This is a genomic window from Chryseobacterium oncorhynchi, assembly GCF_002899895.1.
Taxonomy (GTDB): domain Bacteria; phylum Bacteroidota; class Bacteroidia; order Flavobacteriales; family Weeksellaceae; genus Chryseobacterium; species Chryseobacterium oncorhynchi.
Genome location: NZ_PPEI02000001.1, coordinates 126,302 through 150,236, shown reverse-complemented (window position 1 = coordinate 150,236; position 23,935 = coordinate 126,302). Strand labels below are relative to the sequence as shown.

The 23,935-nt window shown below is 35.7% G+C and carries 22 protein-coding genes; 6 read left to right on the top strand and 16 right to left on the bottom strand.

What is annotated here, in order from left to right:
- The first annotated feature begins 51 nt into the window (after positions 1-51).
- Together C1638_RS00690 and C1638_RS00685 are read left to right on the top strand one after the other, a co-directional pair.
- Complete coding sequence (locus tag C1638_RS00690; RefSeq protein ID WP_109617289.1) at positions 52-1,446, top strand: aminopeptidase P family protein; 1,395 nt, start codon at positions 52-54, stop codon at positions 1,444-1,446.
- Positions 1,447-1,596: 150 nt separating this feature from the next.
- Entirely contained in the window at positions 1,597-2,202 is a 606-nt protein-coding gene (locus C1638_RS00685) for a DNA-3-methyladenine glycosylase (RefSeq protein ID WP_109617287.1), read from the top strand.
- A 3-nt stretch (positions 2,203-2,205) separates the two neighbouring features.
- Here C1638_RS00685 and mug read toward each other — a convergent pair whose 3' ends face one another.
- Complete coding sequence (gene mug / locus C1638_RS00680) at positions 2,206-2,709, bottom strand: G/U mismatch-specific DNA glycosylase (protein ID WP_109617286.1); 504 nt, start codon at positions 2,707-2,709, stop codon at positions 2,206-2,208.
- A gap of 302 nt (positions 2,710-3,011) precedes the next feature.
- Between mug and C1638_RS00675 the strand changes: the two genes are divergently transcribed.
- The gene (locus tag C1638_RS00675; RefSeq protein WP_109617284.1) at positions 3,012-3,329 is read left to right on the top strand and encodes a DMT family transporter; all 318 of its coding nucleotides are present in this window, start codon (positions 3,012-3,014) and stop codon (positions 3,327-3,329) included.
- Positions 3,330-3,585: 256 nt separating this feature from the next.
- On the opposite strand, the gene C1638_RS00670 is transcribed toward C1638_RS00675, so the two are convergent.
- The 6 genes from C1638_RS00670 to C1638_RS00645 all read right to left on the bottom strand — a co-directional run bounded on the left by C1638_RS00670 (position 3,586) and on the right by C1638_RS00645 (position 7,268).
- On the bottom strand, positions 3,586-4,287 hold the full coding sequence (locus C1638_RS00670) for a LytR/AlgR family response regulator transcription factor (RefSeq protein WP_185140403.1): 702 nt from the start codon (positions 4,285-4,287) through the stop codon (positions 3,586-3,588).
- Entirely contained in the window at positions 4,268-5,341 is a 1,074-nt protein-coding gene (locus tag C1638_RS00665; RefSeq protein WP_109617282.1) for a sensor histidine kinase, read from the bottom strand. The genes C1638_RS00670 and C1638_RS00665 overlap by 20 nt, the downstream gene beginning before the upstream one ends.
- Before the next feature lie 89 nt (positions 5,342-5,430).
- Positions 5,431-5,829, bottom strand: a complete 399-nt coding sequence (locus tag C1638_RS00660; protein ID WP_109617280.1) for a DoxX family protein — start codon at positions 5,827-5,829, stop codon at positions 5,431-5,433.
- Between the two features lie 143 nt (positions 5,830-5,972).
- A complete protein-coding gene (locus C1638_RS00655) occupies positions 5,973-6,479 on the bottom strand; it encodes a TlpA family protein disulfide reductase (protein WP_228427961.1) in 507 nt (168 codons plus the stop codon).
- 1 nt (position 6,480) lies between these two features.
- Complete coding sequence (locus C1638_RS00650) at positions 6,481-6,909, bottom strand: rhodanese-like domain-containing protein (protein ID WP_109617277.1); 429 nt, start codon at positions 6,907-6,909, stop codon at positions 6,481-6,483.
- A gap of 83 nt (positions 6,910-6,992) precedes the next feature.
- Positions 6,993-7,268: a hypothetical protein gene (locus tag C1638_RS00645; RefSeq protein ID WP_109617275.1), complete on the bottom strand. Its 276-nt coding sequence runs from the start codon at positions 7,266-7,268 to the stop codon at positions 6,993-6,995.
- A 168-nt stretch (positions 7,269-7,436) separates the two neighbouring features.
- Between C1638_RS00645 and C1638_RS00640 the strand changes: the two genes are divergently transcribed.
- Positions 7,437-9,098 carry an FAD-binding dehydrogenase gene (locus C1638_RS00640; protein ID WP_109617273.1) on the top strand — a complete coding sequence of 554 codons (1,662 nt, stop codon included), beginning with the start codon at positions 7,437-7,439 and terminating at the stop codon, positions 9,096-9,098.
- 27 nt (positions 9,099-9,125) lie between these two features.
- Positions 9,126-9,929: an SDR family oxidoreductase gene (locus C1638_RS00635; RefSeq protein ID WP_109617271.1), complete on the top strand. Its 804-nt coding sequence runs from the start codon at positions 9,126-9,128 to the stop codon at positions 9,927-9,929.
- Positions 9,930-10,014: 85 nt separating this feature from the next.
- Here C1638_RS00635 and C1638_RS00630 read toward each other — a convergent pair whose 3' ends face one another.
- The 6 genes from C1638_RS00630 to C1638_RS00605 form a co-directional block, all read right to left on the bottom strand.
- Positions 10,015-10,818: a phosphatase PAP2 family protein gene (locus tag C1638_RS00630; RefSeq protein ID WP_109617269.1), complete on the bottom strand. Its 804-nt coding sequence runs from the start codon at positions 10,816-10,818 to the stop codon at positions 10,015-10,017.
- A gap of 27 nt (positions 10,819-10,845) precedes the next feature.
- The gene (locus C1638_RS00625; RefSeq protein ID WP_109617267.1) at positions 10,846-13,263 is read right to left on the bottom strand and encodes a TonB-dependent receptor; all 2,418 of its coding nucleotides are present in this window, start codon (positions 13,261-13,263) and stop codon (positions 10,846-10,848) included.
- Positions 13,264-13,296: 33 nt separating this feature from the next.
- Complete coding sequence (locus tag C1638_RS00620; RefSeq protein ID WP_109617265.1) at positions 13,297-14,049, bottom strand: COG4705 family protein; 753 nt, start codon at positions 14,047-14,049, stop codon at positions 13,297-13,299.
- A gap of 52 nt (positions 14,050-14,101) precedes the next feature.
- Complete coding sequence (locus C1638_RS00615) at positions 14,102-15,136, bottom strand: sulfite exporter TauE/SafE family protein (protein ID WP_109617263.1); 1,035 nt, start codon at positions 15,134-15,136, stop codon at positions 14,102-14,104.
- A 103-nt stretch (positions 15,137-15,239) separates the two neighbouring features.
- The gene (gene porY / locus C1638_RS00610) at positions 15,240-16,526 is read right to left on the bottom strand and encodes a sensor histidine kinase (protein ID WP_109617261.1); all 1,287 of its coding nucleotides are present in this window, start codon (positions 16,524-16,526) and stop codon (positions 15,240-15,242) included.
- An 87-nt stretch (positions 16,527-16,613) separates the two neighbouring features.
- Complete coding sequence (locus C1638_RS00605; RefSeq protein WP_109617259.1) at positions 16,614-17,288, bottom strand: response regulator transcription factor; 675 nt, start codon at positions 17,286-17,288, stop codon at positions 16,614-16,616.
- A 266-nt stretch (positions 17,289-17,554) separates the two neighbouring features.
- Between C1638_RS00605 and C1638_RS00600 the strand changes: the two genes are divergently transcribed.
- On the top strand, positions 17,555-19,402 hold the full coding sequence (locus tag C1638_RS00600; protein WP_109617258.1) for a chloride channel protein: 1,848 nt from the start codon (positions 17,555-17,557) through the stop codon (positions 19,400-19,402).
- A gap of 79 nt (positions 19,403-19,481) precedes the next feature.
- On the opposite strand, the gene C1638_RS00595 is transcribed toward C1638_RS00600, so the two are convergent.
- From C1638_RS00595 to C1638_RS00585, 3 genes are all read right to left on the bottom strand, one after another.
- A complete protein-coding gene (locus tag C1638_RS00595; protein WP_109617256.1) occupies positions 19,482-20,426 on the bottom strand; it encodes an aldo/keto reductase in 945 nt (314 codons plus the stop codon).
- Positions 20,427-20,656: 230 nt separating this feature from the next.
- Positions 20,657-22,465, bottom strand: a complete 1,809-nt coding sequence (locus C1638_RS00590) for a hypothetical protein (RefSeq protein ID WP_109617254.1) — start codon at positions 22,463-22,465, stop codon at positions 20,657-20,659.
- A gap of 310 nt (positions 22,466-22,775) precedes the next feature.
- Positions 22,776-23,927, bottom strand: coding sequence for an efflux RND transporter periplasmic adaptor subunit (locus tag C1638_RS00585; RefSeq protein WP_109617252.1), 1,152 nt, complete (start codon positions 23,925-23,927; stop codon positions 22,776-22,778).
- Between the last annotated feature and the right edge of the window lie 8 nt (positions 23,928-23,935).

The window sequence follows — 23,935 nt, the reverse complement described above, 5'->3', positions numbered from 1 at the left end:
CAGTACAAAATTGTAACTTTAAACTTTTAAAATAAAAAGTATTCATAACATATGTTTTCAGCACAAACCTACCAAGACAGAAGAGCCACATTGCAAAATAATGTAGCTAATGGAATTTTATTGTTTTTAGGAAATATAGAGAATCCTGTAAATTTTGAGCATAATCCTTATTATTTCCGCCAAGACAGTACTTATTTATACTATTGGGGAATTCAGGAGCCCAGAATTGCAGCTATTATTGATATTGATGAAAATAAGCACATTGTTTTCGGAGATGAACTGAGTATAGATGATATTGTATGGATGGGCAGGCAGGAAACCTTGAAAGAGAAATGTCTAAAGTCCGGAGTACAGGAAGTTTTACCGTATACAGAACTTTCTCAATATATTTTAAAAGCCTTGGCATCAGGCAGAAAGATACACTACCTTCCACCCTACCAGTCTTCAAATAAAATTGTATTGGCCGATCTTCTGGGGATTAAAATAGCAGAGCTTCAACCTTCTGTAGAGATGATTAAGGCTATTGTAAAGCAAAGATCTATAAAAGAAGCTCAGGAGATAGTACAGATTGAACAAGCGGTGAACACATCCAATGAAATGCACCTTTTGGCAATGCGTATAGCAAAGCCCGGAATTAAAGAATATGAAATAGCAAATGCCATTCAATACCTTGCCGCTAATAAAGAGTGCCAGATGTCTTATCCTCCGATTGTTACCATAAATGGAGGTATCCTTCACAATCATTATCGTCTCAATACTTTGAAAGACGGAGATCTTTTTCTTAATGATTCCGGAGCTGAAACAGCAATGGGATATGCAGGAGATCTAACCAGAACATTTCCTGTAAGCAACACTTTTAGTACCAAACAAAAGGAAATGTATGAAGTGGTTCTGAATGCTTTTAATAAGGCACAACATCTTCTTAAACCCGGAACGAAATTTAAAGATATCCATCTGAAAGCATCTCAGCATCTGGTAGAGGGACTTATTGATTTGGGGTTGATGAAAGGTAATCCAGAGGAAGCAGTACAGAACCATGCACATACCCTATTTTTCCAATGTGGATTAGGGCACCAAATGGGACTTGATGTACATGATATGGAAGATCTTGAAGAACAATATGTTGGTTATACCGAAGAGGAACCAAAGGATACCAGAACGTTTGGGCTTAAATCTTTACGTTTAGGAAAATCTTTGGAATCAGGATTTGTAGTAACGGTTGAACCGGGTATTTATATGATCCCTGAATTGATTGATATTTGGCAGTCAGAAAATAAAAATGCAGATTTCATTAATTATGACAAAGTAAATGAATACCGTAATTTTGGAGGAATACGCGTAGAAGACGACTTCCTGATTACCGATGACAGTTACAGACTTCTGGGGAACGGATTAATTAAGTCGGTTGATGAAATTGAAAATTACAGAGCAGAGCATTTAGCTTAAATACACTATTTTTCCTTTGGAAGAAAGATAAAACAAAGCCTCATATCTTATTATGAGGCTTTTCATTTATGGTATTGTCAAGAATATTTTCTATTCAAAAAAATAAATTATTATCATTAATTTTGATTCAACATCTCTAAAATCATTCATGTGAAATTACCCCTTTCCTACTATTCCAATCAGGATGTCCTTTTTCTTGCTCAGGATCTGTTGGGTAAAGTCCTGTTTACAGAAATTGACGGTCATGTTACTGCAGGAATTATTGTAGAAACAGAAGCTTACTTTGGAGTACAGGATAAAGCATCTCATGCTTACGGAGGCAGACGAACTGACAGAACAGAAACGTTATACAATCATGGTGGTGTTTCCTATGTGTATTTATGCTATGGGATTCATCATTTGTTCAATGTTGTAACCTCTGTTGAAGGTGATCCTCATGCTGTCTTAGTGAGGGCGATTGAACCCCTAATTGGTAAAGAGTTCATGGAAATAAGGAGAAATATGCCTGCTTCCAAAGCTGCCATTTCCTCTGGTCCCGGATCTGCGGCTAAAGCCTTAGGAATTGATCGTTCTTTTAACAAAAAAGATCTGGTGGGAACTGAAATCTGGATTGAAGATCAGGGTGTTTTTTATCATCCGGACAAAATCATGGCAGGACCTCGTATAGGGGTTGCTTATGCACAGGAAGATGCTTTGCTACCCTGGCGCTTTTTTGTGAAAGGAAACAAATATGTGAGTAAACCCAATAAAATATGAATATTACGATTCATGAATTGTTTGATAAAACTCTTTGTAATAAGTGACAAGTTGATCAAGAGAAAATCCACGATTTAACCCACTGGTATTGGGTAGAACCCATACTTTAGCTCCACAAAAATCCTCCGGCTGCTGTCCCCATTGGATTTCTTTCTTTTTAGAAAAAGCCTTGTAAGCAGCTTTACCAAGAAAAGCTATATATTGAGGTTGGAATTCCATTATTTTATTGGTGAAACTTTCAAGTGCACCTTCAAACTCTTCCTTTGAAAGTTCGTCAGCACGGGAAGTTGCTCTTGCTACAGCGGTTGTTAAGCCAAATCCAAAATCCAGAATAGAGGTATCATTCACAGCTTCAATTTCGTACGGAGTAAAACCTGACTGATGAAGGACTTTCCAAAAACGGTTACTCTTTCCTGAAAAATGATGACCGTCATTTGATGATTTTAAACCGGGATTAATTCCGCAAAAAATAACACTAAGGTTGGAGGTAATAATATCTGTTAGCATAGCTGAAATGAATTAAATACAATAGATCTGCATTGGTTTTTTTATTGCTTAAAGGTATCAATATTCAATGATATTCAAGCCTGGATTTGATTTCAAAATGCTTCCCGTTTCACAGTAAGTATATTACGTTTCATCAGTGTTTTTTGCCGTGTCACGTAATTTACCATACTGAATATGAATGGGTAATGGTAATTTTGTGATCGTAATATTGTTGAATTATTCTATTGTAGAGAACCATTTTAAACGTAACGATGTTCTTAATACATTAGATTTTCATTCGGAATGTCATTAAAATAAATAATATGAACTGGATTGCATTAATCATTGCAGGAATTTTTGAAATTGGATGGCCATTGGGTCTTAAACTCTCTCAGCAACCGGGAAATAGTAAATGGAACTGGATCATGTTTTCGATATTATGTATGACGGTGAGTGGTGGATTTCTCTGGTATGCCCAGAAAAGTATTCCTATTGGTACAGCCTATGCCGTTTGGACGGGAATAGGGGCAGTAGGAACTTTGGCGGTTGGTATTCTGTTTTTTCAGGACTCAGCAAGTGTTTTAAGACTATTGTCCGCATTACTGATTGTAGTCGGAATTGTTGGACTCAAGCTTTTTTAATTTAAAAAGAAAATTGGCTTAAATCAATACAGATTTAAGCCAAAACATTATTCAACATTGGAATAATAAACCAACCTCATTATATTTCTTATCGTTTCGTCTTGTCATAGAAAAGTTTTACTGTAAAATACTCCTACAAGACTTCTATTTCTAAAGTGCTTAAGATGATACTTCAAATTTGGGTAAATGGATAGAGATACGGAAAAATTATCTATCAATAGAAAACTGTGGTCTATGATCGGTAAAAAGAGAGAAATTAAAGATTGATAAATGGTTTATAGGTTCTGCCAATAGGCAGTTTTTTTCCTTTAATCTGAACAATACTGGCAGATTTTTCTTCCACTTTAGGTTTAGAAATAATATAGGATTTGTGAATACGGGTAAACATTTTTGGGTTCAGACACTCCTCTATTTTGCTAATCGGCATTTTGAAGGTAAAAGTATCTGTCTTGGTATGAATATTAATGTACTCTCTTAAGCTTTCAATATAAAAAATATCCTGTAGAATAATCTTCACCTGTTTTTTGCCACTGCTGATGAAAATATGATCACGTTCAGCCATCTCCAGTAAGGCATCCTCTGCTTCCATTAAGTATTTGAATTTCCCAATAGCGGTCACAAATCTTTCATAGGGAATAGGCTTCAGGAGATAATCTGCAATATCCAGTTCATATCCTTCTACTGCATATTGATGATAGGCTGTTGTTACAATAACCAATGGCGGATTCGTAAGTTTTCGTAAAAAATCAAAGCCTTTAACAACCGGAAGATGGAGATCTAAAAACATCAGATCTACCTCATGAATGTTCAGAAGACTGTTTGCATACACTGCATCGGCACATTTGCCAATCAGGTTCAGTTCAGGATCCCGGGAAATAAATGTTTCCAGAATTTCTGCAGCAATAGGTTCGTCTTCTACAATAATGCAGTTGTATTTTTTAGGAGCTGAATTTATCATTGAAATCTATAATGAGTTGTACAATATACCTGTCGTTTTTATTTTCTACAGTGAGTCTGTGGTTAGGATAAAGCAGTTCAAGCTGTCTGCGAATGTTTTTCAGACCTATTTTAGTAGAATGTTCATGAGACCTTTCTTCCTTGGAGTTTTCTATAAAATAAGTGAGAATTCCGTTTTTCAATTGAATGTTAATATGGATAAATGCATCACCAAGACTTTCAGAAATACCATGTTTAAAAGCATTTTCTATAAATTGAATCAAGATAAGCGGTGATATTTTCTGAGAAGGGTTATCAATATCTTCATGTAAACTGATGCTCAAATGATGGTGTCGTATTTTCTGGATCTGTATAAAATCCTTAATATTTTCAATGTCCTTTTCAATCGAAATATTTTTTTCTGCAGCCTCATAAATGTTGTATCGCATGACCTTTGACAGCTGAAGAATGACATCTGGGGTTTCATCTGCTTTTTTAAGAGCCATTCCGTAGATGTTATTCAATGTATTGAACAGAAAGTGAGGGTTGATCTGAGCTTTAAGCATTGTTAATTCCTGATCAAGCTTTTCAGATTTCAATTGGGAAATCTGATCCTTTAACAGGCTTTTCTGCCTTGTAATTTCAATCCCAAAGACTAACCCTACCATAAAAATAAGATCCATGAATGAATTGAATGCCACCAACCCATTCATATATCCTGAAGGTTGCTTACCATCCAACATTTCTGTAACGCCATAGATATAAGGATAAATAATATAATGGGTGAAAAAACGATGTACCAAAACAGCTATTACTACAATAAAAATTGAAAGTAAATACTTGAAGAATGCTTTAGTATGTACTTTCTCATAAACATATAATAAAGAGTAAGCAAGAGGAATTTTAACCAAAAGATACCCTAATTCCAGAATGAGAGTATTCTGAAGCCTTATCTGCCATTGGAAATTTGGGAACTGATATCTGGACCAGTAAAAGTCAAGATAAACCTCAAGTATATAATACAATATCCAAAAGAGCAAATGAATGTGCAGCTTAGATTTTCGGTCGGATTTCAAGCTTATGATAGTTTTAGATTGTAAAGTAATATTGTTCAGTCAAATATAAAAATATAAAAATATAAAAGCTACCAAATCTAGCTATTCATCTACAAACTACCATTATTTTTCCTGCTTAGAAATTGTACTTTGGGAAAAATGAGATTAAAAAAACAGAATATCAGCAGAACGTTAAATTCAATACCGTTAGTTCCGCCACCTACAACAAACCATCCGTTTTGCCAATGAACAAAATAGATCCCTAAGATAAAGATCACAATATTGCCGATGGCTATAGGTTTCAGGTATCGATCAAACCAGAGTAACGGAACGGAAACAAAATGGATCAACTTGACGGCCCACGCAAGATAAAGTCCTATTGGACTGAATCCTATAGTATTCAAATATTGAAGTCCAAAGGTATTGACATCTCCGCTGAAAATAGAAATTACACTATGCATCAGCAAAATGACGGATAATGCTAGTCTGAGATAGTAGTTTTTTTTCATAGAACCAAGGTACAATGTCTGAAAATTAGTTTTTAGATATTGTATATCAACTCCTTTTAAATGTATATGAAAGTTTTTGTCATAGAAAAAGAGCAGTAAAATTCATTACTGCTCTTAAAAATATCGAATAAGATCTTTTTACTCTAATTCTGGCTTAAGAATTTCTTTAAAAAGTCCTCCAATTCTTTACCGTGAAGATTTTTTGCAATGATAGTCCCTTCACCATCAATAATGACATTAAAAGGGAGTTCATCAACCTCATAGGATTTTGCTACCGGACTTTTCCAGAATTTCAGATCGCTGATTTGTAACCAATTGATCTTAAAACGATCTATTACTTTCTTCCAGCTGTCTTTATTTTTATCCAGAGAAACCCCAAGTATTTCAAACTTATTGCTCTTTACCTGTTCAGCGTAGGTGTCATACAACGTTTTCAGTTCTGGCTGTTCTTCTACACAAGGGCCACACCAGGTTGCCCAAAAATCGATAAGTACTAATTTTCCTTTTAATGTTGAAAGTGAAAATGAACTTCCATCCACCTTGGGCATTGTAATTTCAGGAGCTTTCTTCCCAATTTCTATTTTACTGTTTTGGGCCAGTGCATATCCTGAAAAAATGATGAAAAATAATACTGTAAAGTGAGTTCTCATATTAATCATTTGTTGGATAATCTTTATCTAGCCAATCCGTTTTGATGTTTTTGGGAAGATTCAAAAGTTTTGCATTTTTAAAGCCCATTTCCATTAAAAGGTTAAAGGCAGGTCGGATATTCGGGCACTTTACAAAAGGACAACATCCACAGTAGATTACAACTTCCTTATTTTTAGGAATATCCTTAAGATAATTTCTTAATTTTTCAAGATTTTCAGGCTCATGAGTCGGCCCGATATCTACAGAACCCTTAATGATGGCCTCAGGACCTACTGAAATGATTAACAGATCCTTGGTTTTGTGCTTTACAATTCTTGAAGCCAACAATGCAGGATCCATCAACTGGCTGTCTTTCCATGGATTCTGTGTTTGCTGTGCCTGTCCAAAAATTGAGCAGACAAAGCATACCATAATAAACAAATACTTCATACTTCTATTTTTCACAAAGATATAAATGATTTGTTGGATGTTAAATAGCCATATGTCTATTTTACTGATTATTACTAGGGATTTTAAATGTCTTTGTTCTTTTTCGGAGTGATATGAACTACATTGGAAGCTCCCGGTTCTATGATCAGCCAAGTTCCCAATCCTCTTTCCTGCTCCCGGCCTTGGATGGCAGACCCCGTCGTTAGTGTCAATTTCCCTTGAAAAACAGGATGTGGCGGGAGTAAGGATATTTCAATTTCCTCTTCCTCAAGCTGGATGATGATGGAAGAGGCATCAATTCTATGGCGTGTTCCATCTTTTGCAATCGCAAATGCAGTGTATTGTTTAAGTTCTTTCATTTTTTTCTCAGATAATGACTTTAACAAAGATAGAATTTAAGACGAATCTACTTTTGGCATTTTAAAATTTACTTAAAAAGTTAAAACAGCTTGATCGTTTTATATATTGAAGTACAAATATTTTATACATTTATATAAAGTATTATTAATTAAAAAAATACCCTTGAAATGGAAGAAACATTTCAGCCAGATGCTATAATTATAGGAACCGGATTGGCAGGACTCACTGCTGCGATGGAAATAACCAATGCGGGGAAAAAAGTTCTGTTGCTGGATCAGGAAACTGAACAGAACATTGGCGGACAAGCATTCTGGTCATTTGGAGGTCTTTTTCTTATTAATTCTCCACAACAAAGAAGAATGGGAATCAAGGATTCTTATGAACTTGCCTTACAGGACTGGAAAGGCACCGCAGGTTTTGACCGTAATGAAGATTACTGGCCCCGTAAGTGGGCTGAAGCTTATCTCAAATTTGCAGCCGGTGAAAAATATGAATACATTTCCAAGCTGGGAATCAAGCTGATGTTTATGGTGGGATGGGCAGAACGTGGTGACGGATCTGCTACTGGCCATGGAAATTCTGTACCTCGTTTTCATGTGAGTTGGGGAACCGGAACCGGCGTTATAAGACCCTTTGTTGAAAAAGCGTATGAAGCTCAGAAAAAAGGACTGCTACAAATGAAACTCAGGCATCGGGTTACTGAATTGATTACAGAAAATGGAAAAATAAAAGGCCTTAAAGGAGATATTCTGGAAGATGATGATAAGGAAAGAGGTGTTGAAACCAATAGAAATGTAATCTCACAGTTTGAATATACAGCATCTCATATCATCATTGCTTCAGGAGGAATAGGTGCCAACCATGAGCTTGTACGAAAGAATTGGCCTGAAAGACTCGGCAGCCCACCAGAAAATATGGTTTGTGGAGTTCCTGCCTACGTAGATGGCAAGATGATTGGCATTGCCGAAAATGCAGGAGCAGACATCATTAACCGCGATAGAATGTGGCACTATACAGAAGGGTTACAAAACTGGGATCCAATCTGGCCCAACCACGGAATCCGAATATTGCCAGGACCTTCTTCCCTATGGTTTGATGCTAAGGGAAACCGCCTTCCTGCCCCTTTCCTGCCGGGATTTGATACATTAGGAACCTTGAAGTACATACAGGATACGGGATATTCTTATTCATGGTTTATTCTGACTCAAAAAATTATTAAGAAAGAATTTGCCCTGTCGGGTTCAGAACAAAATCCAGACATCACCAATAAAGATTATAGTCTTTTTTTGAAAAGGATTTTTGGTAAAAAGGCGCCTGGGCCTGTAGAAGCCTTTAAAGAACATGGAAAAGATTTTATTGTATCGGATAATTTGAAAAATCTGGTTGAGAAAATGAATGAACTTTCCGGAGATCATCTCCTGAACTATGAAAAAATAAAAGCACAGATTGAAGCAAGAGATAGAGAATTGGACAATAAATTCTCTAAGGATACACAGGTTAATTACATACGGAATACCAGAAATTATTTAGGTGATAAACTCGGACGTGTTGCAGCTCCACATAAAATCCTTTCCCCGGAAAATGGGCCTTTAATTGCAGTACGTCTTAATATTTTAACCCGAAAAACCTTAGGCGGAATAAAAACAAATCTGAACGGACAGGTTCTAAAAGAAGATGAAAGCATTATCGAAGGTCTCTATGCAGCAGGAGAAGCTGCAGGCTTTGGTGGTGGCGGAATGCATGGCTACCGTGCTTTGGAAGGGACATTTCTTGGAGGATGTATTTTTTCAGGAATGAAAGCCGGAAAATATATTGCCGGATTAAAATAATATAGGTTCAATTGACAAAATGAAAGTATGAGCAATTATTATAACGATAAGGTGGTCTGGATTACAGGAGCATCTTCAGGAATTGGTGAAGCTTTGGTAAAAGAATTGGCCAAAACCAGTAATGCAAAAATCATTCTTTCATCCAGAAAAGAAGAACAACTCTATGAGATTGCAGAAAGTGAAGGGCTCACCGTAAACCAATACGCAGTGATTCCTTTAGATTTAAAAAATTATAAGGATATGCCAGATATTGTATCAAAGGCTATTGAACACTTTGGTAAAATAGATATTCTCATTAATAATGCAGGACTGTCCCAACGCTCTTTGGCAATGGAAACTGATATTGAAGTGGATAAACACTTAATGGATATCGATTTTATCGGAACAGTGGCTTTAACCAAAGCTATTCTTCCCCACATGATAAAAAATGGTGGCGGGCAGATTGCGGTGGTTTCCAGCCTCATGGGAATATTCGGGGCTCCTATGCGTAGTGGATATGCTGCTGCCAAACATGCCTTACATGGATTTTTTGATGCTTTGCGAGCAGAATTATATGATAAAAATATTGCCGTTACAATCATTTGTCCGGGCTTTATACAGACTAATATTTCCATACATGCTGTTACAGGTGACGGTTCTACACAAGGAACAATGGACGATGCTACCATGAAAGGAATGCCCGTGGATGTTTTTGCGAAAAAAATGCTGTCTGCCATTGCCAAAAAGAAAAATCAAAAATCCATTGGTGGAAAGGAAGTTATGGCAGTTTATCTAAAGAGATTTTTCCCTGCATTATTGGCAAGGATTATCCGTAAAGCAAAGGTAGTCTAGAATATTTTTTTTAATTGAAATATAAAAGAAAAGCACCATTCAAATAGTTGAATGGTACTTTTTTTATCCGAATTATTGTTCAGAATTAAAAATTCTTTACAAATCCTATTCCTACCGTTTTATTCTGGTAGAATGGCATTATCATAGAGGAAGACAATGTATTTTTACTCTTTCCTTTTCCTCGTAGTAAATTATCAATCCTTGGAAACAGCCAGTATGCTAATTCTGTAGAGAGGATTCCAAATCCGGCACCTGCAACTACATCTCCCAGCCAATGTTTATCATTTACCATCCGGTATACTCCGGTAAAGATAGCAAACGGATATCCGGAAAGACTTAGCCAAAAATTAGTGTCCTTATATTCTCTGAACATAAATTGAGCAGAAGAAAAGGCGGTAGCTGCGTGCCCAGATGGAAAAGACAATGTATTTGAACCGTCGGGCCTTTCTTCTTTTACCAGATACTTCAAGGGCATTGTAAATGCTGCTACAATAAGTTGTGAAGAAGCATAAATAATGGTTCGGTCCCGCAGGTTATGTTTTCCTTTTATACCAACAGCATTAAGCCCGTATACCATTACGGCAGGAGCATACTGAGTATAATTATCTAGTTTCATACGTGTAGGCTGATGTTCGCCGATTTCTGTTCGGGTAGAAACATTCAGCTGCTTCACATTGTTCATTGTCAGGCCTGCTATTCCGTAAGAGATTAAAACAGCGGGAACAATAAGGCTTTTATAATTCAATTTATTTGCCTTAATGCTTAAAATACTATCCTGTTTAGGTTCCTGAACAGAAATCGTGTCATTATTACTCTGAGCGTTGACTCTGCTGAAAACAGAAATCAAAGCGAGTAGATAAATCAATGTTTTTGACTTGCAGATTTTCATTTTTTACTAGATTTTTCCTCTTTTAAATTAAAATTTATAGCTGTATCCAAGCCTTACTACCTGGGTTTCATAATAATCATTACTCGTATAAGCGAATCCCATTCCCTGAATATTTTTCTTAATAACCATGGTGTTGAGTAAATCTGAAGCATTTAGAAAAACTTCTCCTTTTCCTTTCTGTATCGCTTTTTTCAATCCTATATCCATTGAAAATCTGGACTTTATTCTTCCCTGAGGAATAATGTCGGGAGCCAGATAAACAGCCGTAATCTGAGCATTTAATCCTTTTGAAAAATGAAAGATATTATTCAGCTTTACATTTCCGGAAACTGCAGATTGTTGGTCTGCAGAAAAAATATTAGTCTTCGGATACAGATTTTGTACAGAGAATGCATTAATCTGGTTACGGTATATATTTCCGTTGATATTGAATGAATACACCTCTGATACTTTTTGGTTCCATATAGCTTCCAATCCGGTATTATAGCTTTTTCCCGCATTTTGGAATATGGCATAGATAAGATTACTGTCCGGAACCGTACTGGAAATTCTGGTGATGGTCCCATTGGCAAAGCGATGATACAAGGCAGAGTATAAATATCCGTTATCCCAGTTGTACTTATAGCCCAATTCAATAGAGTTGGTAAACTGAGGTCTCAGGGCAGGATTTCCTACCTTAATAATCTCTGCGTCATCATATTTTGGAAAAATTCGGATATCCACTTCATTAGGACGGTCTACCCTCCTGTTATAAAAAATGGAGAATTTATTATGATCATTGAGCTTATAGGCTAGTCTAAAATTGGGAAATGGCTGCGTATAATTGTATCCATCACTTTTATAAGTAGGATGATTAGGATTTACATCATATTCTATTCTTACATACTCCAGTCGTAGCCCAAGTTCTGCTTCCCATTTTTCATTTTCAAAAATATAGTTTCCATATACGGCAGGAATAAATTCTTTATAATCTGCTTTTCCGCCAGCGGCAACATCCAGTACAGAGTTTGCTCCGGGAATAAAATTCATGTTGGTTGGGATACTTCTGCTTCTCAATTTAATCCCTGTTTCAATTCTACCATACTTTAAAGGCTTTACATAATCAACATTGAAGTCATAAACCTGTTCATCAGACAATAGCTTAAAAGCATCCGTTCCTGTAGAAGCTGGCAAATAATTATCATAGAAATACTTTTCATCCTCTCTGTGAAAGGTATAGTTGAACCCAACATTCAATAAATGCCCCGCCTCCTTGAATTTATGTTGATAAGAAGCAGTACCCATCACCGTAGTTTTCAACTCATCTTCCAAAAACTGCCAAAGGCGAAGACGTTGGGACCTATCTCCATTAAAGAAAGGCTGATCTCCACGGTCTATGATTTTTTCACTCCCATACATCCCTGAGATTGTTAAGGTATTTTGCGCATCAATATTCCAGTCTATTCCTGCTTTTGTGGTAAAGAAATTTGTATTTCTGTTTCTTTTCAACTGTGAATTAATGATGGTTCCATCATCATAAGTACGGGTTACAAATTCGTTTTTGTTAAGCGTCTCAGTGTACAGATTATCGGCCTGTAAGAATACATTGATCTTATTTTTTCTGTAATTAAGAGAAAGTGACGGATTGATTTTTGGAGTTAAAGTATATTGAGGCCTTATGGTTGGGAGATTCTCTTTTCTTACCCACAATGAGCCCAAACCAGCAGTAAAGCCTATCTTACCATTCCAGCCATTTTGCTTATTTTTTTTCATGATAATATTGATGATTCCCGCATTCCCGTTTGCATCATATTTTGATGAGGGGTTATTGATGATCTCAATTTTATCAATGGAAGAAGACGGGATATTGTCAAGTCCTGTCTGGCTTCCAAATCCGGTAAGTGCAGTTTGCCTGCCGTCAATCAGAACCGTTACTTTATCATTTCCTCTCAGCTGTACTTTACCGTCCTGTACTGTTATCCCGGGTAAGTTTTGCATGCTTTGCAATACAGATCCTCCACTTTGGCTGATGTTGTCTCCTACAGAATATGTTTTTTTATCAAGCTGATTTCCTATTTCATTCTTTTTGGAAGCAGATAAAACAACTTCTTCAATTTTTGTTTCATTTTCTTTTTTGGGGATCAATTCAATAGTAGGAATTTCTAAAAACTCAGAAAGACTTCCTATAAAAACGGGCTGCTTTTGCAGATCATAACCTGCCATGGAAGTTTCCAAAAGATAATGGTCCGGTTTTATCCCTGTAATGGAAAATCTTCCTTCTTCATTAGTAAATGTTCCGGCTATAAATGCAGTGTCTTTTTCCTTTTTTAAAATAATATTAGCATAAGGCAATACTGTTTTATCCTTAGTGGTTACTCTTCCGGATACGGTTACAGAAGTAATTTGTGCTGTAACTATGGATGAAATAGCAACTGCTGGAAAAAGTAAGAGTTTCTTTCTATTCATTATATTGTAGTCTTTATTTTTTTTATCTCTTTTTTATGATTGAAAAGGCAATTCTTTCTTTTGTTTTCTCTGTGAAATAAGTATCATAAGAACCATTAAGGCAAGAGATATGAGTGAGGCATTCACCGTTCCCAGATCAAGCCCACCCTTTGCAAGAGGTTTTGTTAGTAGATCTCCAAACGTGGCTCCAAATGGTCTGGTAAATACAAATGCAATCCAAAACAAAACAACATGATTAATCTTGGTGAAATAATGAAGCAATACCACGATCAGAATAATGAAACCGGTAATGAGAGCTCCTGTCATATATCCCAATCCTAGATTATCACTCAAGAAATCTCCAAATGCTGTCCCCAGACTATTGGAAAATAATATGGCAGTCCAATAATAAAATTCTTTATTTCTTTCAAAAATTGGATACACCTCAAGATTGCCATACTTTTTATACCACAAAAAAAGTGAAGTCAAAAGTCCGGAAAGAAGAAGTAAACTGCCTACCAGATACCCGGCTTTCAGTGTTCTGTCGATGAAATCTGAAATTTCCGTTCCTAAGGTTGTTGTTCCGATAATGACCGTCCAGTACACGGCCGGAATATACTTTTTGACATTAAGCTGTACGGATAATATCAGGATGAAAAAAAATAAGGTGATGAGAATTCCCACAGTATATCCCAGATTTAAGGTCATGGAAATAAAATCCCCTAAAGTTTCTCCTAATGTGGTGGCTACAATCTTCATGAACCAGAAAAGTGTAGTGACAGCTGCTACTTTGTTTACCGTTCTCATTGTATTTTACTATTTGTTTTTCTAAACGATCTGTTTATTTATGAATGCTTTTTTAGGCTTTGAACTTTGTAAGCACATTATTTTTATAGCAATAAAATTCATGCGCTGTATTTTTCCCTAATGCATATACTTTTTCAATATGAACCTCGTCATAATATTCTATCAGAGCATGGTATTTTTCTTTGAGCTGTCCGGATAATTCCTCCGGTTTTACGCTTTTTTCAATCTCTACCCCTCCATTAGCTTTATACTCCAGAACAAGACGGGTATCTTTCCAGTTCACGATATAGGTGTTTTTCTTTGCTGTAGATGAGGTATTAATTACAATTTGGTCTTGTTCAATAATTCTTCCTGATGTACTTGTCAATAAGGTAATCCCTGATACCACCATTGCTCCGTATCCAATTCTTTTGAACAGATTTTCACTAAGATGAGGAAGAATATATTTTACAGTATAAGAAGAGACTATGGCTGCTACTGCAATGGCAATCCCAAGCCACAATGCTGTTTTGGAATATAATCCCAATGAGATATAAATAATAAGCTTAATAAGATGAAGAAATACCTCATTGGCAGCACGGGTTGCTACAATTTCCTCTTTTTTAAGCCCGAATTTTAGATAAAAACGGTTAAAAAGAAGACCAACTGCACCGGTAATCCCTGAAATGAAACCTGCAGAAAAACCAATGAGTGCTAGTGCTGATTTTGGATATTCTTTCTCTATTACCTCCGGTTTATTTTTCGAAGTGAAAAGTTGTGGTAGATTGGCAATCAGGAAAAAAGCGACAATGAGCTGCAGATAATTTGGATTCACATATTTAATCAAATAAGCACCCAGCAGTACAGCGGGAATGGAAAACGGAACAAACCATAAGAATATTTTCCAGTTGATATGCTGTTTGAATACGGCAATACGAGAGGCTGAACTTGTAAGGGTTCCAACTGTTAAAGAAAAGGGAACCAAAGAAGTTGGAAGCAGCAGATTCAGGATAGGAATCAAAATAAGACTTGCACCGCCTCCACAAATAGCGCTGATCCAGAATGCAAGAATAGTTCCTGCGAATAAAAGGGCAATTTTTAAAATCATTTCTAAATAAAATTTACACTTCAGTATGTATATATTTTCAATACAAAGGTGCAATCCGATTTAGAATTAATTTAGAATTTTAAAAGCTCAGATGTTAAAGAAATTATAAATTGACAGAAAAAATATGGTAGCTATTTTCGAACTTATAATTGATAGTCCAGTGATGAAATTTACAGATTTCCTGAATAATGGATAAGCCTAGCCCACTTCCATTATTATTTGTTGATAGTTTGGAAAATCTTTTAAATAATAAATCTGTATCCAGTTTTTCTGTGCCTGAATTGGAAACTTCAAAAGAAGAATCTGTTAATTGTATAAAAATGGATCCCCCTGGGGAAGTATGGCGGATGGCATTGATGATAAGGTTGTTGATCATAATCTCTGTCAAACTGCTATTTCCATTTACATGTATATGCGGAGTAATCTTCTCTTCGAAAGATATACTTTTCTGTTCAAAATGTTCCTGCAGAAGATCAATACTTTGATGAAGTAAATGATCAAATGAAATAACTTCAGAATTATCAAACTGATTATTGTCGATTTTAGCTAATAACAAAAGGTTTTTGTTGATTCGGGAGCTTCTTGTAAGTGCCTTATTCATATCTTCGGCAATGCTGTATTGCTTTTCAGTGAGATCCTGATCCTGAAGCAGAAGATCCAGTTTGTTTTTAATAATGGCTAGCGGAGTCTGTAATTCGTGGGACGCATTTTCAGTAAATTCCTTTTGGGTTTTATAAATAGAAATGTTGCGCTCTATTAATTTATGAAGGGCTTGATTAAGTTCTTCAAATTCGGTTGTGTCAGAACTAGGAAACTCCATTTTATTCTGGCTGTTGAGATTAAAGGTTTTCAGCCTGTCTAATGTATTTCTAAATGGTTTCCAGATAGAGGTTGACAATTTTCTGTTCAGGTATAATAATCCTACAACAATCATTACAAAGAAAAATACTGTAATCATTGCAATAACAGCTATGGTTTCATGCGATTCCTCAATATTGGTTTGTATGGTAAAGAGGTAGGGCTTATTCTGAATATAAATTACTTTTCTAAGACATCTGTAACGTTCTTTCTTTTGTTCAGATATAAATGGAAGAGCTCTTTCATTGGTGTATACGCTATCTCCTTTGATGTGATCTGCAGAAATTTTTTCAATATTGGTTTCCGGCTGGATTTGATTCCATAGCTGAAGACTTTTTTCTAATTCCTCGTCAGATAGCTTTAACTGATTGAATTCGTATGCTGTTTTTTCTACAATAATCTGATTATGTTCATCCAGTTCACTTTTCCAGATGGTATCCACCACAAAGTAGTATACAGGAATACTTACCATCAGTACAATGAGTACGTAGATAAGAAAAGGCTTTGTTGTTTTGCTTAATAGAGGCTTCAAATTAATGATGAATTATGAGTTATGAAGATAAATTGATCAGAATCTAAATTAGGAATTTGAATGATAACCATGATCCGTTTCATTCATCTAGTTTTCCCACTTATATCCCGTTCCATATACTGTTTTAAGATAATGTTCACATCCTGCATCATATAATTTTTTCTTAAGGTTTTTTACGTGTGCATATACAAAATCATGATTGTCAAGCATATCTGCGAAATCACCGGAAAGGTGCTCTGCCAATGTACTTTTGGAGATAACTTTGTTTTTATTTCCGATAAAATAAATAAGAAGATCAAATTCTTTTTTAGTTAAGGAAACCGTTTCATTGTTTACGGCAACTGTTTTTGCCAGAAGATCAATCTGAAGCTCATTCTGATTAACCACATTGGAGCTGCTGAACTGTTTTCTACGGATAATAGAATATACTCTTGCCATTAATTCGGAAAGATGAAATGGTTTGGTAAGATAATCATCAGCGCCCATTTGCAAACCAGAGATTTTATCATCCAGTGCATTTTTGGCAGAAATGATAATCACTCCATCCTGTTTTTGCTGTTTTTTTAGTTCCTCCAAAATCTTAAGCCCATTTCCATCAGGAAGCATGATATCCAATAGGATGCAGTCATAATGAAACATCTCTATTTTGTTGATCGCTTCAGTGTAGGTTTCGGCAATTTCACAGAGATAATTTTCTCCAGACAGATATTCCGAAATACTTTTGGACAATTCTGTCTCATCTTCTACAATTAGAATTTTCATGCGATAAATCTATATTTAAATTTTGAAGAAATTTTGAATTTTAAATCCTGTCATAAATATAGTAAATAGTAAGAGAAATATTTCTCAATTTTAAATTCTCAGAAACAAGGTGCTTTCCGCCTGATACAGAGTTTTTCATGGTCATTTTGATGGCTTTTTGAGAGAATTCCTTTAGTTTTTGGAAATAAGAAACGGAAGATTTCTAAAGATATTTCATAAATTTACAGAACTGTATCCAATTGAGGTCAGTATAAAATTCTTCCCAGGTGAAAATTCACAACAAAAAAAAGTACCTAAGCTTTCTAAAATTTAAAAGAGATTTCCAGAAATACGGACTGGAAAAAGCGCGCAGTTATGAGCTTATTCTGCATTGGCTGAACAACAGGCTGAGCCGTAACCAGTTTCTTGTACTTTCCGGAATTCTGGTTGGCTGTACAGCAGGACTTGCCGGAGTTATCCTGAAAACATTGGTTCATAACATTCATTATTTCATTACCAATAAAGTTCATTTTGAATATCAGATATTATTCTACATTGTTTTTCCATTTTTAGGAATTGTCCTTACCACAATGATTGTTTTGACCTTATTTAAAGGGCAGGATAGAAAAGGAATTGGAGCGATTCTCTATGAAATTGCACAGAACTCAAGTATTGTAGCTTCTGTAAAAATGTATTCCCAAGTGATTCAAAGTGCGGTTACCGTTGGATTGGGAGGTTCCGCAGGTCTGGAAAGCCCCATTGCCGTTACCGGAGCAGCCATAGGTTCCAATTATGCCCAGACGTACAGACTCAATTATAAAGAACGTACATTATTACTTGCTGCGGGGGCAACTGCCGGAATAGCTTCGGCATTCAATGCTCCTATTGCCGGAATTATGTTTGCCTTTGAGATTCTGTTGACCGGAGTGGTTTTTACAGATTTTATTCCTTTGGTGGTTGCAGCAGTATGTGGAAGTCTTTTGTCCAGAATTTTGCTTCAGGAAGATGTTCTTTTCAGGTTTTATACAAGAGATGCATTCAACTATAGAAATGTCCCCTATTACCTTATTTTAGGCCTTGTGACGGGATTATATGCACGCTATTTTGTAATTGTTTCTCAAAAGGTAGAGCATTTCATAAAAGGACTTCAATTGTCCCGAATGCGTAAGGCGATGTTTGGAGGGGCTGTACTTTCACTTCTTTGTGTTCTCTTTCCTCCCTTATTTGGAGAGGGATATGAAACAGTGAAGGCCTTTACAAACGGAAATACACACTCCATTATTGAAAACAGTTTTTTCAGATACTTTGAAATTGGAGACTGGACGATTATTGTATTTTTAGTATTGGTACTGCTATTAAAAGCTTTTGCAACTTCTTTTACCATATTCAGTGGCGGAAATGGCGGAAACTTTGCTCCGTCTCTTTTTGCAGGCGGAACGCTGGGGTATTTGTTTGCTCTGGTTTGTCAGCATATCGGCTTTACAGATGTTCCCGTAACCAATCTTGTTCTGGTAGGAATGGCTGGTGCAATGAGTGGCGTTCTGTATGCTCCTTTAACGGCTATATTCCTGATTGCAGAATCCAGCTTTGGATATGATTTGTTTATTCCCTTGATGATTGCTTCGGTAATATCTTATCTTATTGCCAAATGGTTTTCCCCAATTTCTCCAGAATTGAAGTCTCTTGCAGACCAGGGGAAAATATTCACAAATAAGCATGACAAGAACCTGTTATTTGCTTTGAGAACAGAGGATTTTATCGATCGATATTCACAGACAATCAATGAGAATGCGTCTATTACAGAACTATTTGAATTGGTAAAGAATGGTGACAAAAATATTTTTGCCATAGTAGATGATCATAGAAAACTAAAAGGTGTTCTAACACTGGATGATATAAGACCCTATCTCTTCAATAAGGAAATTGATCCTTTACAAACCATTATTCAGGTGATGAAAGCTCCGCCGGCTATACTCCATCCTGAAAATAAACCGCTGGAAATTCTTCAAACCTTTGATGATACAGGAGTCTGGAATCTTCCGGTAGTAAGTGATAATAATGATTTCATTGGCTTTATCTCTAAATCCTCTATTTTGATGAGTTATAGACAGCTTTTGAAAGAATATTCAGAATAATGATTATAAAAATATACTTATTAAAAAATCCGTTCAGTCTTGAACGGATTTTTTTTAATCTAACAATGATAATTGTAAACTACTGACTTACTTTATTAAGCAAATCAATATCTCCTTGGTCTAAAATAAGCTTTGGAGCATTGAAAAGTGTTTCAAGCTGTGATGCACTCGTAGCACTTACAATTGGGGCTGTAATCAAAGGATTTGATAACAACCAGGCCAAAGCAACAGTTCCCTGATTGCTATGGTATTTTTCACTTATCTGATCTAATGCTTTTAACACATCCAGACCTTTTGGATTTAAGTATTTTCTTACACCCTCTCCTCTTGCACTTTTTGCAAGGTCTGATTCACTACGGTATTTTCCGGTTAAAAATCCTGCTGCCAAAGACCAATATGGGAAGACACTCAGATCAAACTGTTCTACTAATGGAGCATAGTTTTTTTCAAAACCTTCTCTCTCCAATAGATTGTAATGAGGCTGTAAGGCTACATATTTAGGTAAATTGTTCTTTTCAGAAGCTTCGAATGATGCTTTTAAACGTTCCGGAGAAAGGTTGGATGCTGCAATATAACGTACTTTTCCTGCTTTGATGATTTCATCGTATGCTGAAAGAGTTTCTTCGACCGGAGTAACGTTATCATCAAAATGGGTATAATAAAGATCAATATGATCAGTCTGAAGCCTTTGCAGGGACTCATCCACAGATTTTAGGATATGTTTTTTACTGATATCAAAGCCATGTTCCTTTGTTTCGGAACCTACTTTGGTTGCCAGTACGATGTCCTTACGGTTATTACGGCTTTTCATCCATTTTCCGATAATTTCCTCAGATTGTCCGCCTTTTCCGTTTACCCACCACGAGTAAGTATCTGCAGTATCTATAAAATTGAATCCTGCTTCGGTAAACTGATCCAGTATATCAAACGATTGTTTTTCGTCTAGGGTCCATCCAAAAACATTACCTCCAAAATTAACTGGGGCAACTTCCAAATCGGTGTTCTTGATTTTTCTTTTTTCCATAAAAATAATTTTACTAACTGACCTCTAAGGTAAGGAATATTAAACGGGATATAGATTTAAAATAACCATACGATCTATAGTTATTATAAATGAAAAAGCCCATGTTTACTCGTTTATTTTATAACAGAAATATTTTTTCAGATTGTATTATAAACAAAAGACAGCCTTTAAATAAAAGCTGCCTTTTTGAATTATTGCACAAATGCAATTGATACTTTAATATTGTACTCCTATTTTATAACCTGAGGTATTTCAATAGCTATAAGGATGTGTTTATATTCTTGCAGTTGATGATCGATGGTTTGTGATTTCTGGCTGAAGAATGATGATGTTTTAAAAAGATTGTGATAATATTCTATCCCTTCAAGCATATTTTTTTTGAAAGCATTCCATTTTTTGGATTGAGATTGGGTAATCTGTATGGATGAGTCTGTAATTTCCTTTTTCAGATAATCAACATACATTTTCAGTTCATTAATGAACATATTGGGACGCTGGATATCTGAAAGAATGTTGGTGTTACCATAAATGTGCTTTACCATTTCCGAAAGGGAAACCTCTTTATCAAAGAATGCTATATTCGGTCCCGGACAGATAACTACACCTTGTTTTTCACCTTTAATTTCGAGTCCTTGCTCCATGTAGGCAGCATTGACAAGTCCTACACACAGGCAGGCCTTATCTGTGATTTCAGATTTTCTTTTATCAAATTCTTCCGCAGATAACAATTCCTTTTGTGTATAAAGTTCTTCTAATTTGATATCCTGATATTTTTTGGAAGCAGTACATGTTCCTTCCTGAGAAAATTCTTTGGATAATGCCAAAAGCTTCTTTGGACATGAACTTCCGTGTTTTCCTTTTGCTTCTTTCTGATGTTTTAATAGCTCATTAGAAGTTCCTTTTACGGTATTGAATGGTACGCCAAGTGGTGAAATCTGGCTCAGATAAAAATCTTGTTCTTTGGCTTTTAAAAGTAAATTTCTGGTTTCTGTATCTACAGAAGTTGCTTCAGGAACCAATAAAAACGGTGATCCCCATCCTACACTGTCTACATCATAGGTTGCCAGTAAGAAATCGTGTTCCTCAGAGGTTCCAACGCCGCCCTGTACGGTAATTTTCATTTCTAAAGGATTAGAGACAAGATGTTTTCCTTTTTGTTCTAAAGCATTGATCATTAATGCATGGGCAGATTGTATCAGTTCATTTTTTTTCTGCTTGAATTCTTCCATGATAGGTCCCAAGAGCATTCCCTCTGTAGCGAAAGCGTGGCCACCACAGTTCAATCCCGATTCTATTCTGTATTCTGAAACCCACAGCCCTTTTTTTGCCAGAAAATTTCCCTGAATCATTGCAGAACGGAAATCACTCACCTTAAGAATGATTTTCTTTTTCAGAATACCATTTTCATTGGGGAAAAAGTCCTCGAATTCTTCCATATAGCTATATAAACGAGGATTCATCCCGGCAGAAAGAACCATGGACGAAGATAATTTACTATTGGCAAATCCGCGGAGTGAGGCATGAGCATCATTGTACATCACCGGAAGCTGCTCGTTTTTCTTATAGTTGTCCTTATCAACTTTTGTCATGATATTGACATCAATACTACCCGGTATTAAATTGGCCTCGATGAAATTTTTAATACTGTCTCCCCAATTATCTTTTTGACTGATAAGATTTTGAAGACTGTTTTTCAGATCTGAAGTATTGGGAAGCATGGTCATAAAGTCTTTCAATGCTTCTTTATTTTTACTGATTTCCTGTTTGAAAGATTCGAATTTTTCATTCACGATATCATCTACCATGTCCAGATAAGCAGTAACCCTTTTGGCTCTGTAATCCTCTGTTTTTGTTGATATTCCCAGATAATCCAGATTAAACTTCTTGGTATAGAAGTTCTTCATTTTTTCCAGGATTTCATCATCAATAATAGAAATCACAGAAGAAATTCCATATTGTGCAACGCGGATCGGGCTGTCTATAGTATAAGCCAATCCCATTACGGGAATATGAAAATTGTGTAACGGTTTAGTTGTCATTATGTTTCAATAAAAGTTTTTTATTTAATGCAACTAAAAATTCCTAAAAACTATTCACTGCTAAAAATATCATTTTTTAATAAATTATGCATCAAATAATACTTGTAATTTTGAAAATATGCTAAAAATCACTTTATTCTGTAAAATGAAAAAGAATGAAAATAATTTTAATAGGTTCTGTTAGAAAAAGTATACACACAAGTTTTTCCTCTATAATCATAGAATCAAGAAAATACTTATCTAATAAAAAAGGTTTTATTTACCTGTTACAGTAAACAAAACCTTTGCTTTAAAATATTTGTCAGGAGAACTACTCTGCTTTGTTCTTAAGCATCATCAACAAGCTGTAAGCTCCTTTCTGTACAATTTTTTTATCCTTTAAAAAATCTGCCTTTACGATTTCTGTAAACTGATCATCTGAAATTCCGGTAACCACAGGAATCATTTTGTACTTTGATTTTCCAAGATCTTCAAAAACATAATTTTTATTTTCAAAAGAAACCACGGCTTCATTGGGAAGTCCTTGGGTGTATCTACTGCTGATATTAACTTCTGCATTGATGTACATTCCTTTTACAAATTCAGGATTGTTGGAAGATAATTTAGCCACAGCTGTTGCAGAGCCTCCACTTTCAATACTTGGAACCACGCTTACAATTTTAGCATTGGATTTCAAGTCAGGTTTCTGATTATTGTAGACTAAAATCTCCTGTCCAACTTTTATATCATTCACATCATTTTCGAAAATCTTTAATTCTAAAAGAAATCCTGCTGGATTAATCAACTCAAATAAGGTATCTGCAGGGTTGATATATTGTCCGTTATTCACCAAAATCTTACTTACAAAACCACTGAACGGTGCATAAATATTGATTTTACTCCTAATATTTCCAGTGTTTAATCCTTTGGCATTTATTCCTATAATTCGGAGTTTTTCTTCCAGACCTTTTAATGTAGCATTCAGTGTAGAATAGTCTGCCTGAGCAGTTTGCATGGTTTTGTCACTGCTTGCTTTGCTTGTGTTAAGGTCCTTTTGACGGTTGAAATTGAGTCTTGCTGCTTCAAGTTGTGCCTTGGTTACGAGATAATCCTGCTGAAGTTGTATGAATTGTGGATCTTCTACAACGGCCAATACCTGTCCTTTACTGAAGTGGCTTCCATTGATTACATTGATGGATTTGATATGTCCGCCCATAATGCTTGAAACCGAGCTGATGTGGGAAGGGGCAATCTCTGCTTTCCCGTTCAGACGTACCAGTTTTTCCATATTTCTGTTTTGGATGGAAGTGGTAGTTAAGCCTACAGACTGAATTTGCTTTTCTGTAAGGTGTACCGTATTTTCGGCCCCTTTGGTAAATTTTGTGTTCTCGTAAACAGTTTTTTCCTCTTCCTTTTTTCCTGAGCATGAAGATAAAATAAGGGATAAGGAAAGGCTGTATATTGATATTTTTTTGAATTGCATGATGCTGT

Excerpts from the sequence above, each read along its gene's own strand:
- C1638_RS00645 (WP_109617275.1), bottom strand. The coding sequence starts at position 7,268 with ATGAAAGAACTTAAACAATACACTGCATTTGCGATTGCAAAAGATGGA.
- C1638_RS00635 (WP_109617271.1), top strand. The coding sequence starts at position 9,126 with ATGAGCAATTATTATAACGATAAGGTGGTCTGGATTACAGGAGCATCT.
- C1638_RS00620 (WP_109617265.1), bottom strand. The coding sequence starts at position 14,049 with ATGAGAACGGTAAACAAAGTAGCAGCTGTCACTACACTTTTCTGGTTC.
- C1638_RS00590 (WP_109617254.1), bottom strand. The coding sequence starts at position 22,465 with ATGACAACTAAACCGTTACACAATTTTCATATTCCCGTAATGGGATTG.
- C1638_RS00625 (WP_109617267.1), bottom strand. The coding sequence starts at position 13,263 with ATGAATAGAAAGAAACTCTTACTTTTTCCAGCAGTTGCTATTTCATCC.
- C1638_RS00630 (WP_109617269.1), bottom strand. The coding sequence starts at position 10,818 with ATGAAAATCTGCAAGTCAAAAACATTGATTTATCTACTCGCTTTGATT.
- C1638_RS00670 (WP_185140403.1), bottom strand. The coding sequence starts at position 4,287 with ATGATAAATTCAGCTCCTAAAAAATACAACTGCATTATTGTAGAAGAC.
- C1638_RS00640 (WP_109617273.1), top strand. The coding sequence starts at position 7,437 with ATGGAAGAAACATTTCAGCCAGATGCTATAATTATAGGAACCGGATTG.
- C1638_RS00615 (WP_109617263.1), bottom strand. The coding sequence starts at position 15,136 with ATGATTTTAAAAATTGCCCTTTTATTCGCAGGAACTATTCTTGCATTC.
- C1638_RS00585 (WP_109617252.1), bottom strand. The coding sequence starts at position 23,927 with ATGCAATTCAAAAAAATATCAATATACAGCCTTTCCTTATCCCTTATT.
- C1638_RS00605 (WP_109617259.1), bottom strand. The coding sequence starts at position 17,288 with ATGAAAATTCTAATTGTAGAAGATGAGACAGAATTGTCCAAAAGTATT.
- C1638_RS00595 (WP_109617256.1), bottom strand. The coding sequence starts at position 20,426 with ATGGAAAAAAGAAAAATCAAGAACACCGATTTGGAAGTTGCCCCAGTT.
- mug (WP_109617286.1), bottom strand. The coding sequence starts at position 2,709 with ATGCTAACAGATATTATTACCTCCAACCTTAGTGTTATTTTTTGCGGA.
- C1638_RS00660 (WP_109617280.1), bottom strand. The coding sequence starts at position 5,829 with ATGAAAAAAAACTACTATCTCAGACTAGCATTATCCGTCATTTTGCTG.
- C1638_RS00690 (WP_109617289.1), top strand. The coding sequence starts at position 52 with ATGTTTTCAGCACAAACCTACCAAGACAGAAGAGCCACATTGCAAAAT.
- C1638_RS00675 (WP_109617284.1), top strand. The coding sequence starts at position 3,012 with ATGAACTGGATTGCATTAATCATTGCAGGAATTTTTGAAATTGGATGG.
- C1638_RS00655 (WP_228427961.1), bottom strand. The coding sequence starts at position 6,479 with ATGAGAACTCACTTTACAGTATTATTTTTCATCATTTTTTCAGGATAT.
- C1638_RS00650 (WP_109617277.1), bottom strand. The coding sequence starts at position 6,909 with ATGAAGTATTTGTTTATTATGGTATGCTTTGTCTGCTCAATTTTTGGA.